The sequence below is a fragment of the Streptomyces sp. 8L genome (genome assembly GCF_020176795.1).
Classification (GTDB): domain Bacteria; phylum Actinomycetota; class Actinomycetes; order Streptomycetales; family Streptomycetaceae; genus Streptomyces.
Window position 1 is genome coordinate 21,511 of record NZ_JAIUKE010000117.1, and the last position, 9,646, is coordinate 31,156.

The window sequence follows — 9,646 nt, forward strand, 5'->3', positions numbered from 1 at the left end:
CGCGCCCCTCCGGCCCGGGAGCCCCGTCCGTTTCCGTGGCCCCGTCCGTTTCCGGGCGACGCCCCCGCCGGCAGGGCCGCGCCCGTGCCGTCCAACGCCCAGGGCTGTCAGGCCCCTTCGGTCGCGTTCCGCTCCAGGCGGCGCAGCTCCCGCAGGCCGTCGGCGAGGGTCTGGTCACCGAGTGAACCGAGTGCCGCCTGCTCCGCCTGCTCGGTGAGCCGGCTGAAGTAGGCACTCGTGTACGTGGTCACCAGGCACGCGTGCCCGCTCTCCGTACGGCACGCCCACAACGGCTTGTCGCCGACCGCGCAGCGGTAGACCTCGGCGAGGGTGATGCCCTCGGCCGGCCGGGCCAGCCTCGTACCGCCGCCGCGGCCCTTCACCGACTCCACGAGCCCTTCCCTGACGAGCGGCACCAGAGTCTTGCGTACGAGGCTCGGGTTGACGTCCAGGCTCTCGGCGAGCTGTGCGGAACTCAGCACTGAGGAACCCCCCTCGGCCGCGAGGAGGAGCAACACCTTCAGGGCGCTGTAGAACCTGACGTCCAGCACCGAACACACCACCCTCCACCCGTCGGGCACAGCCTACCGAACAGCCGGGGCGGCGCCCTTTCCCCACGTATCGGACAGCACCGTCCCCCTTCACGCAATAGCAACAGTCACTGTTGCAGTAAAGTCGAGTGAATTGTACTTTTGACCAGAGCACATTTGCTCCTACGTACGTATGGCTTCTCGCCCCAGGAGGACGGCCCCATGCCCACTCGCGCGTCTCAGTCCCTGGCCAGGCCTTTCACGCTCGGCTCTGCGGAACTGCGGAACCGGATCGTGATGGCTCCGATGACCCGCGCCAAGTCGCCCGGCGGCATTCCCGGTGAGGACGTCGCCGCCTACTACGCCCGCAGGGCCGCGGCGGGGACCGGGCTGATCATCACCGAGGGCACTTACGTCAACCATCCGAGCGCCGGCGACGTCGAGAGCGTGCCGCGCTTCCACGGGGAGGAGTCGCTCGCCGGCTGGCGCCGCGTCGTCGAGGCCGTGCACGCCGAGGGCGGCAGGATCATGCCCCAGCTGTGGCACGTCGGCATCCAGCGCAAGGCCGGGAACCCGCCCTTCCCGCAGGCGCCGTCGGTCGGCCCGTCCGGCATCGCGCTCGACGGCACCGCCGGCGCGGGCGAGTCGCTCTCCCCGGCCGGCGTCGACGACATCATCCAGGCGTTCGCCGACGCCGCGCAGGAGGCCGAGCGCCTCGGGTTCGACGGCATCGAGCTGCACGGCGCGCACGGCTACCTGATCGACCAGTTCCTCTGGGGACGGACCAACCGGCGCACCGACGCCTACGGCGGCGACGCCGTCTCCCGTACGAAGTTCGCCGCCGACATCGTCGCCGCCGTCCGCGAACGGGTCTCGCCCGACTTCCCCCTGGTGCTGCGCTTCTCGCAGTGGAAGGCCGACAACTACGACGCCAGGCTCGCCGCCGACCCGGACGAGTTCCAGGCACTCCTCGAGCCGCTGGCCGAGGCGGGGGTCGACGCCTTCCACGCCTCGGGCCGCCGCTACTGGGAACCCGAGTTCCCCGAAACCGGCCTGGACCTGAACGTGGCGAGCTGGGCCAAGAAGTTCACCGGCAAGCCCGTCATCACCGTCGGCTCGGTGGGCCTCGACACCGTCTTCACCCCCAGCGCCTTCGCCCCCGGGGCACATGCCGGGGTGGCGAGCGTCGAGCGGCTCCTTGAGCACCTCGAACGCGACGAGTTCGACCTCGTCGCCGTCGGGCGCGCGCTGCTCGCGGACCCGGAATGGGCGGCCAAGGTCCTCGAAGGCAGAGAGTCCGAGCTGACGCCGTACAGCCACGACTCGGTCCGCAACCTGTACTGACTCCCCGCCGGGCCCCGCCTCGCGCGGGACGGGGCCCGTGTGGCGCGGGGACGGAAGCGGAGCGTTACGGGCTCAGCGCGAGGCCGGCCGGGACAGGTAGCGGCCCCGCGCCTCGCCCGTCACCCTGCCGTCACCCCCGACGAGCACCCGCGGGACTGGCCGTGATCGGCGCGGGCTCTCTGCTGCTCCTGCCGAAACGAGAACGCGGACACCGGCCGCCCGTCTCGGACAAGCCGGCCGGCCTGATCGCGGACACCCGCTGAGGCCGGCGGTACGGACGAGGGCGCGGCCCACGCATGACGGCCGGCACCGGCAGATGTCCGGGCCCGCCCCCGTGGCTCACCCGCCCACCGGACCACCGGGACCGCCCGGGCCTTCGGGCGTGGTCGTGCCCGGTTCGTGGTGGCGGCTTTCCAGGTAGTGCGTGTGGGTCTGCTGGCGGCGCGACTCGCTCTCGCGCAGCGCGGACGCCAGGGAGCCCGCCTCCTCGCGCAGCAGGGCGAGTTGCCGCTCCAGATGGCGCTCCGGTGGTTCCGTTCCCGGTTGCAGGCGGGTCCACCAGCGGGTCCTGACGTACGAGTCGACGGACTCGGGAACGTCCTGCCGGATCGCGCGGGACAGGACGTGCACCGCCTCCGGGTCCGCTCCGAGCGCGTCCCCGACCCAGCCCGGTTCGAGGAGCATGCCGAGCACCTCGGTCAGCTCGTCCGCCGCCGCGCGGGCCGGGGCCGGCAGTTCCACCCCCGCCAGGTACGCGCGCAGCGCCGCGAAGTCCTCCCGTATGCCGTCGAGTTCGCCGGTGGCGCCGAGGGTGAACTCCGGGGCCTGCGGGCGCTTCGGCGGGAAGAGCAGCGCGCCCGCCGCGTACAGGCCGACCACGGCGGCCGGCCAGAAGACGCCTGCGAGTCCGGCCGCGCCGAGGCCGAGCCCCACAAGACCCGCCGCGCAGCCGGTGATGTTCTTGCCGGACTCCAGGTAGCCGAGGACCCGTCCGGTTCCCGCGGCGCCCCGGTCACTGGTAGCCACGTATCTCCTCGAAGGCGCCGTCGAGTGCCGCGTCGCCGCTCGTCGCGTCGAACAGCCGGCCGCCCGTCAGCGCGGCGATGTGCTGGAGTTCCGCCCGGTCCGCGTCGCCGAAGACGACGGGGAAGACCGGTGTGGTGCGCGCGGACGACGGGAGGCCCGCGTAGAAGCCGTCGAACGCCCCTGCCTTCGAGCCGGCGTTGGACTCGCCGTCCGTCATCAGCACGATCGAGGTGAAGGTGTTGCCGCCGCCCTTGCCGAGCTGGGCGTAGGCCGCCTCCAGACTGTCGTAGACGGCCGTGTCGCCCGACGCGGTCAGCCGGCCGATGTCGGAGTGGAGCGCCGCCAGCGACGTCCGCGGGTCGGCCGGGTCGACCGTACGGGTCGTCACCTGCTTCACCCGGGTGCCGAACGGCATCAGTGTGACCTGTTCGCGGTCCCGGAACACACCGCCGGAAGCGCTGCCAGAACCGCCGCCCGGCGGCCCGGAGCCGGTGAGCGCGCCCAGCGCCCGCTTCAGGCTCGCCAGCCGGGTGCCTGCCATGGAGCCCGATGTGTCCAGTACGTAGACCGTGCGCGACGGGCGGCGAAGCTTGTTCTCGTACGCGTCGAGCAGGCCGTTCGCCACCGACAGCGTGCCGGGGAAGGGGAGTTCGCGCCGCTTGTCGGTGCCGAGCCCGGCCGCGGGCGTGACGGCGGGCACGACGGGGCGCCGGAAGGTCTCCCGGCTGATCCGCTCCTGGACGGCCGTGGTGCGCAGGTACGAGGTGAGGGCGTCGGCCGAGGCACGGGCCTCCCGCGGTGCGGAGGTCAGCAGTGTGAAGGGGTAGTTGGCGGTGACCACACCGTCCTTCGGCCGGATCACGGTCAGCCCCGCGTGGTCGGTGTGGTTCAGTTCCGTCAGCACCGACTCGTAGTTGATCATCGCGGTGACCGAGCTGTCGCGCCGGTACGCCGTCGCCAGCCAACCGGAGGAGCCCGAGGTCAGTTTCTGGCCGGAGAAGAAGGACGTGAGCCTGTCCGACGTCCGGTCCACATCGGCCTGGGTGAGCGCGGACTGCGCGTCGGAGAGCGCCGAGGTGACCGAGATCAGCGCCGCGTAGCCGGAGTTGGAGCGCGCCGGGTCGGTCATTCCGTACGTCAGGCCCCGGTGGGCGACCGCGTCGTAGACGTCCGACCAGGTGACGTCTGCCGCGGGGCGGCCGAGCAGCCCCGCCTTCGGCGTCCGGACGCCGATCGCGACCGGCGACGACATCACGGGTGTCTCGTCGGTGATCCTCGCTCCGGCGCCCGGCAGCAGCCGCAGGTAGTCGTTGGACGACAGCCAGACGGCGTCGTACCGCTCGGCCGCGCCGCCGTCCGCGACGAGCTTCGCCGCGTCGAGCGTGCCGGAGTACGTCATCCTCACGTCGACCCCGGTCGTTTTTCTGGCGTCCGCGAGGATCTTCGACATGTCGGAGAGTTCACTGGAGGCGAGCACCCGCAGGGTGCCCTTGTGGTAGGCGGTCGCCGCGCCCGGGCTCGCGGTCGCACCGCCGCCTCCGCCGCCACTGCCGCTTCCGGAGGTGCAGGCGGTCGCCGCGAGCAGCGTCACCACGAGCGCCGCCACGGCCCGCGACACCCGCGACACCCGCGGTCCAAAAAACACCCGGTGTCTGGAGAACGCGCGCGTTCCGGGGAGCGCCCGCATCAGCTCGTACCGCCTTCCAGGGCCCCCGCCGAGCGGCTGCGTTCCAGGAACGTGCGTGCCGTGCGCAGTTCGCCGCTCAGCGACTCGACCGTGGCCGCCATCGCCTCCGTGGCCTGCACCTTGTACGAGTCGATCGCGTCCAGCGTCCGGTAGATCTGCTGGAACGCCGCCCGCAGCGTCTCCACCCCGACCGCCGGGTCGGCCGCGATCCGCTGGATCTCGCCGCTCTGCGTGGCCAGCATCTCCGCGTTGCCCCGGATCAGGTCCTCGGTCGTCGCGCGCAACACGGTGACCTGCTCGGTGACCTTGCGCTGGCTCTCCAGCGCCTGCGCCAGCATCACGGCGATGCGCAGCGCGGAGACCGTGGTGGTGGCGGCCCGTTCGACGCCCTTGATCAGCTCGTCGTTGTTGCGCCGTACGACATCCATCGCGAGGTAGCCCTGCGCGCACACGGCGAGCTGCGTCAGCAGGTCCTGGTGCTTCTGGCGCACCGGGAAGAGGACGTCCGCGCGCAGCGCGTCGGCCTGCACCGCGTCGGTCGACGCCACGGCGGAGACCCGCCGCTCCACCGCGGCGTCGAGCGCCTCGGTGAGCACCGCGTACTCCTGGAGCTTGCCCATGGTCTCCCACAGGCGGCTCCGCTCGGTGTGCAGTGCCGCGTTGTCACGCCGCAGTTCGTCCTGGCCGCCGCGGAGCGCGCCCACGATCCTGTTCAGAGTGGCCCCCGCCGAGGCGTACTTGGCGACATGGTCGCGCAGCTTGTTGCCGCCGGGCAGCCTGGACAGGAGGCGCCGGCCCTTGCCCGCGCCGGCCCTCGGGTCCAAGTCTTCGACCGTACGGCGCAGTTCGACCAGCGAACCGCCCACGCGGGACTGCGCGTCCTCGCCGCCGCTGCCCAGGGAGCGCACGGTGCGCTCCAGCATCCGGTTGGTCTGCTGGGCCGCGCCGCGCATGTCGCCCGCCCCGAGGCCCGCGATCTCGCCGACCCTGGCGGTGAATTCGGGCGAGCGGGCGTCGAGTGTGGACAGCGACGAGACGTACTCGGAGGCCCTGCGCTCCATCTCCTCGCGCACGGACGCGTCGAGCGGCACCAGCCCTGACGCCTGCTCGGTACGGACCGGCGGCACCGGTTCCGGCGGGGTCAGGACGAACTCGCCGGGATCGTTCGGCACGCTGCTGACCTCCGTACTGTTCTGTGTGGACACGGGTTCCCCCTGGTCGTCAGGACCTGGCCGCCTGGGCCATCCGCCGGATGATGTCGCTGGTCGGCACGGGTGCGAGCACCACGCCGGTCAGCGGCCTGTCGAGATACGCGGAGTCGCCCGCCGTGGCCGTGTCGAACACGGTGCGCGCGGCGCGCGGCCTGAAGCCGTGCTGTACCTCCAGGCGTTGGAGCGCGGGGTCGTCGGTGAGCAGTGCGCTGAACCTCCACCCCGCGGGCGTCAGCGGGACGATCGTGTGGTCGCTGCTCACCGTCGTGTCGGGGTAGAGCGTCACCAGGTCGCCCGGGTCCTGGTGGGCCAGCAGCAGCGCCGCCACCTGCGACTCGTAGGCGAGGACGAGCGGTGTGCCGACCCCGCTGATGAAGTCCGTGAACGGCTCCTCGGAGCTGGACTTCTGCGACCCCTGCGCCGACACCAGCTTTTTGAGCAGGGGGCCCGTACGGTCGAGGCCTGCCTGATCGGTGACGACGCTGTCGCCGTTTTCGACGTACGAGGCGTCGGCGAGCAGCAGGGCGCCCGAGTTGGAGGTCTCGGGGTCGGTGGAGGTGATCGTGACGGTGCCGCGCAGTTCGGCGTGGGCCGAAGCGCCGCGGAGATCCTGCCACTTGGCGTCGTGGCCCGCCGCCTTCAGATAGGCGCCCATCTTCAGGGTGCCCCGGTGCGCGGCGTCCAGGGTGGCGAGGCCGTTGTCCGCGAGAACGGTCGCGGCAGCCTTGGTGGCGACGACGACCAGCGGGGAGTAGAACGGCCGCGGCAGTTCACGTGTGACATGGAGCGTTCGCGCCAGCGCGTCGGCCGGCGCCTGCGACGAGGGGAAGGCGAAGTCGTCGCCCTTCAGCGGCTGGTCCTGCATGGCCCACGAGCCCGACGTCACCGTCCTGACCGTGAAACCCCTGGCAGCCAGCGCCTTCCGCACGGCGGGATCGGCGAAGAAGTCCGCCTTCTCCGACCCGATCACACCTTGCACCTGGACCGCGGTCTTCGTTGCCGGGTCCCTCGCGTCCGTGTGGAGGTGGGTGACGACGACACCCGCGACGCCACCGATCAGCACCACCGCAAGGACGATTCCCAGGATGCGTGTCTTCACATGGGAAGACTGCACCCGGAGTCCCACATTCCGGACATGGCCGGGTGGACGGCAGGTGAAGGGCCCATCCCGGTAACGAACCGGAGACTCCAATTCCGTTCTGCGGGAGGGGCGTTCACCGGGTCCGGCCGGGCGCCGGGCTACGCGCACGCCTCGTCCAGCGATCCGTACGGCGCTCCACGCGGCGCCCGACCCGCGCGGGGCCCGGCGCCCCGCGTCGCGGCCGGGTCAGTGCGCTCCGGTGAGCTGCTGCCCTTCGGCGAGTGCCGCCTCGTGCGCCCCCAGGCGCTCGGCCAGCAGCTCCGCGGCCCCCGCGTCCGCGCGGGACTCGGCGACGACGAGGGCGCGGGCCGCAGCGGCGGCGGCGCGCCGGTGCAGCTCGGTGCGGTGGCCGGGGCCGTCGGCGGTGGCGGCCCGTACGGGCGCGGCGCCGCGCAACCGGACGATCTCCCGCAGTACGCGCTCCGCGGCCTCGTCGAGGCCGAGTTCGTCGGTCACCGTCAGGAGGGCCGTCAGATAGCCGGCGAGCTGGCTGTCCAGCTCCTCCTCGCGGCTGCGGTGCGGGGTGTCGGTGCGCGGGCCGGCCATCGAGTGGACCGACTTGGTGCGGATCGGCTCGTACATGGCAGGGCCTCCTGGCATCGTCAGAAGACCATCCTATATTAGAATCAGTCTAAAGTTGAGGGGCGTCGAGAATCAGAGGGTACGCGTACGTACGGTGGAACCCTCAGTGCTGAGCGTAGCCGTCGAGGAACGTCCCGATCCGTGTCACCGCGTCCGCGAGGTCCGAGGCCGTCGGCAGCGTCACGATCCGGAAGTGGTCCGGCTCCGGCCAGTTGAACCCCGTACCGTGCACCACCATGATCTTCTCAGCCCGCAGCAGGTCGAGCACCATCTCGCGGTCGTCCTTGATCTTGTAGACCGCCGGGTCGAGCCGCGGGAACAGGTACAGCGCGCCCTTCGGCTTCACGCACGTCACGCCCGGGATTCGCGTCAGCAGCTCGTACGCCGTGTCGCGCTGCTCCAGAATCCGGCCGCCCGGCAGGACCAGGTCGTCGATGGTCTGCCGGCCGCCGAGCGCCGCGGCCACCGCGTACTGCGACGGCATGTTCGCGCACAGCCGCATGTTCGCCAGGATCGTCAGCCCCTCGATGTAGGAGGAGGCGTGGCTCTTCGGGCCGCAGACCGCGACCCAGCCGGACCGGAACCCGGCCACCCGGTAGTTCTTGGACAGCCCGTTGAAGGTGAGCGTCAGCAGGTCGGGCGCGAGGGCGGCGGTCGGCGTGTGGGTGGCGCCGTCGTAGAGGATTCGGTCGTAGATCTCGTCCGAGCAGACCACCAGGCCGTGCCTGCGTGCCACGTCGGTCAGCGCCGTCAGCATCTCGGAGCCGTACACCGCGCCCGTCGGGTTGTTCGGGTTGATGATCACGATCGCCTTGGTGCGGTCGGTGATCTTGCGTTCGATGTCGGCGAGGTCGGGCTGCCAGTCCGCCTGCTCGTCGCACCGGTAGTGGACCGCGGTGCCGCCCGCGAGCGACACGGACGCCGTCCACAGCGGATAGTCCGGGGCGGGTACCAGCACCTCGTCGCCGTCGTCCAGCAGTGCCTGCATCGCCATCTGGATCAGCTCGGACACCCCGTTGCCGAGGTAGATGTCCTCGACGTCGAGGTCGATGCCCTTCGTCTGGTAGTGCTGCATCACCGCGCGCCGCGCCGACAGCAGCCCCTTCGCGTCGCCGTAGCCGTGCGCCGTCGCGAGGTTGCGCAGCATGTCCTCAAGGATCTCGGGCGGGCACTCGAACCCGAACGCCGCCGGGTTGCCCGTGTTGAGCTTGAGGATGCGGTGGCCGGCCGCCTCCAGGCGCATCGCCTCGTCGAGTACCGGGCCCCGGATCTCGTAACAGACGTTGGCGAGCTTGGTCGACTGGATCACCTGCATGTCCGCCACTGTACGGGCGCGCGCCGGGGGGCGCTCCGTGGTTTTCCCCACGTTCGGCCGCCCGGGGCAGCGCGTCCGCCCGGTGGCTCAGCGCACCGGGAAGCTGCACGTGTAGCCGTGCCCGTGCAGCCACGGCAGCAGCCGCCTCAGCGCCTCCACGGTCTGGCCGCGGTCGCCGCCGCCGTCGTGGAAGAGGATGGTCGGGCCGTTCGACAGCTCGCCCTTCACCGTGCCGAGGATGGTGCCGACGCCCGGCCGCTCCCAGTCCTTCGCGTCCACGTTCCAGCCCAGCGGACGCAGTCCCGCGGCTGCCGCGATCTGCCTGCTGTACGGGGTGAAGGCGCCGCCGGGCGCGCGGTAGTACTGCGGCTTCACGCCGCCCGACGCGGTCTCGATCTGGTGCGCCGCGTCGAGGATCTCGTGCTTCTGGTACGCGAAACCCTTGTGGTCCATCGACTCGTCGTGGTCCACGGTGTGGTCGCACAGCCGGTGCCCGGCCGCGACGACCGCCTTCACCACATCGGGGTGCGCGGCGGCCTGCGGCCCGATCATGCAGAACGTCGCCTTGACCCCGTTGTCCTTGAGGACGGCGAGCACCTTCGGCGTCCACCGGGGGTCGGGCCCGTCGTCGATGGTGATGTTGACGGCCTTGCCGCCGGAGAGCGCCGCGTGCGCGATGTCCATCGACACGACGGGCGGGGGCAGCGACGGGTCGGGCGTCGAGGTCTCGGAGGGCGGCGGCCGGGGGGGGGGCCGCCGGGGCGCCCCCCCCCCCCGGCCCGGGGGGGGGGGGGGGTGGGCCCCCCCCCG

Annotated in this window: 9 protein-coding genes; 1 reads left to right on the forward strand and 8 read right to left on the reverse strand. The window is 71.8% G+C overall.

Annotation, left to right across the window (positions count from 1 at the left end):
• Positions 1–107 precede the first annotated feature (107 nt).
• The gene (locus LCE31_RS11935) at positions 108–551 is read right to left on the reverse strand and encodes an RrF2 family transcriptional regulator (protein ID WP_225014171.1); all 444 of its coding nucleotides are present in this window, start codon (positions 549–551) and stop codon (positions 108–110) included.
• A 201-nt stretch (positions 552–752) separates the two neighbouring features.
• Between LCE31_RS11935 and LCE31_RS11940 the strand changes: the two genes are divergently transcribed.
• Entirely contained in the window at positions 753–1,874 is a 1,122-nt protein-coding gene (locus tag LCE31_RS11940; protein ID WP_225014172.1) for an NADH:flavin oxidoreductase, read from the forward strand.
• Positions 1,875–2,213: 339 nt separating this feature from the next.
• On the opposite strand, the gene LCE31_RS11945 is transcribed toward LCE31_RS11940, so the two are convergent.
• The 7 genes from LCE31_RS11945 to LCE31_RS11975 all read right to left on the reverse strand — a co-directional run.
• Complete coding sequence (locus LCE31_RS11945; protein ID WP_225014173.1) at positions 2,214–2,900, reverse strand: hypothetical protein; 687 nt, start codon at positions 2,898–2,900, stop codon at positions 2,214–2,216.
• On the reverse strand, positions 2,887–4,527 hold the full coding sequence (locus LCE31_RS11950; RefSeq protein WP_374118456.1) for a substrate-binding and vWA domain-containing protein: 1,641 nt from the start codon (positions 4,525–4,527) through the stop codon (positions 2,887–2,889). Before LCE31_RS11950 ends, LCE31_RS11945 begins: the two co-directional genes overlap by 14 nt.
• 59 nt (positions 4,528–4,586) lie before the next feature.
• Positions 4,587–5,792 (reverse strand): toxic anion resistance protein, encoded by a 1,206-nt coding sequence (locus tag LCE31_RS11955; RefSeq protein ID WP_225014175.1) that lies wholly within the window; start codon positions 5,790–5,792, stop codon positions 4,587–4,589.
• A gap of 16 nt (positions 5,793–5,808) precedes the next feature.
• Positions 5,809–6,897 carry a hypothetical protein gene (locus tag LCE31_RS11960; RefSeq protein WP_225014176.1) on the reverse strand — a complete coding sequence of 363 codons (1,089 nt, stop codon included), beginning with the start codon at positions 6,895–6,897 and terminating at the stop codon, positions 5,809–5,811.
• Positions 6,898–7,125: 228 nt separating this feature from the next.
• Positions 7,126–7,521, reverse strand: a complete 396-nt coding sequence (locus LCE31_RS11965; protein ID WP_225014177.1) for an SCO4983 family protein — start codon at positions 7,519–7,521, stop codon at positions 7,126–7,128.
• A gap of 103 nt (positions 7,522–7,624) precedes the next feature.
• The gene (locus LCE31_RS11970; protein ID WP_225014178.1) at positions 7,625–8,836 is read right to left on the reverse strand and encodes a pyridoxal phosphate-dependent aminotransferase; all 1,212 of its coding nucleotides are present in this window, start codon (positions 8,834–8,836) and stop codon (positions 7,625–7,627) included.
• 87 nt (positions 8,837–8,923) lie between these two features.
• A partial coding sequence (locus tag LCE31_RS11975) for a polysaccharide deacetylase family protein (RefSeq protein ID WP_225014179.1) occupies positions 8,924–9,646 on the reverse strand: 723 nt, incomplete at its 5' end.

Bases quoted from the DNA above. Each gene is read 5' to 3' on its own strand.
- LCE31_RS11940 (WP_225014172.1), top strand. From the start codon at position 753: ATGCCCACTCGCGCGTCTCAGTCCCTGGCCAGGCCTTTCACGCTCGGC.
- LCE31_RS11965 (WP_225014177.1), bottom strand. From the start codon at position 7,521: ATGTACGAGCCGATCCGCACCAAGTCGGTCCACTCGATGGCCGGCCCG.
- LCE31_RS11970 (WP_225014178.1), bottom strand. From the start codon at position 8,836: ATGCAGGTGATCCAGTCGACCAAGCTCGCCAACGTCTGTTACGAGATC.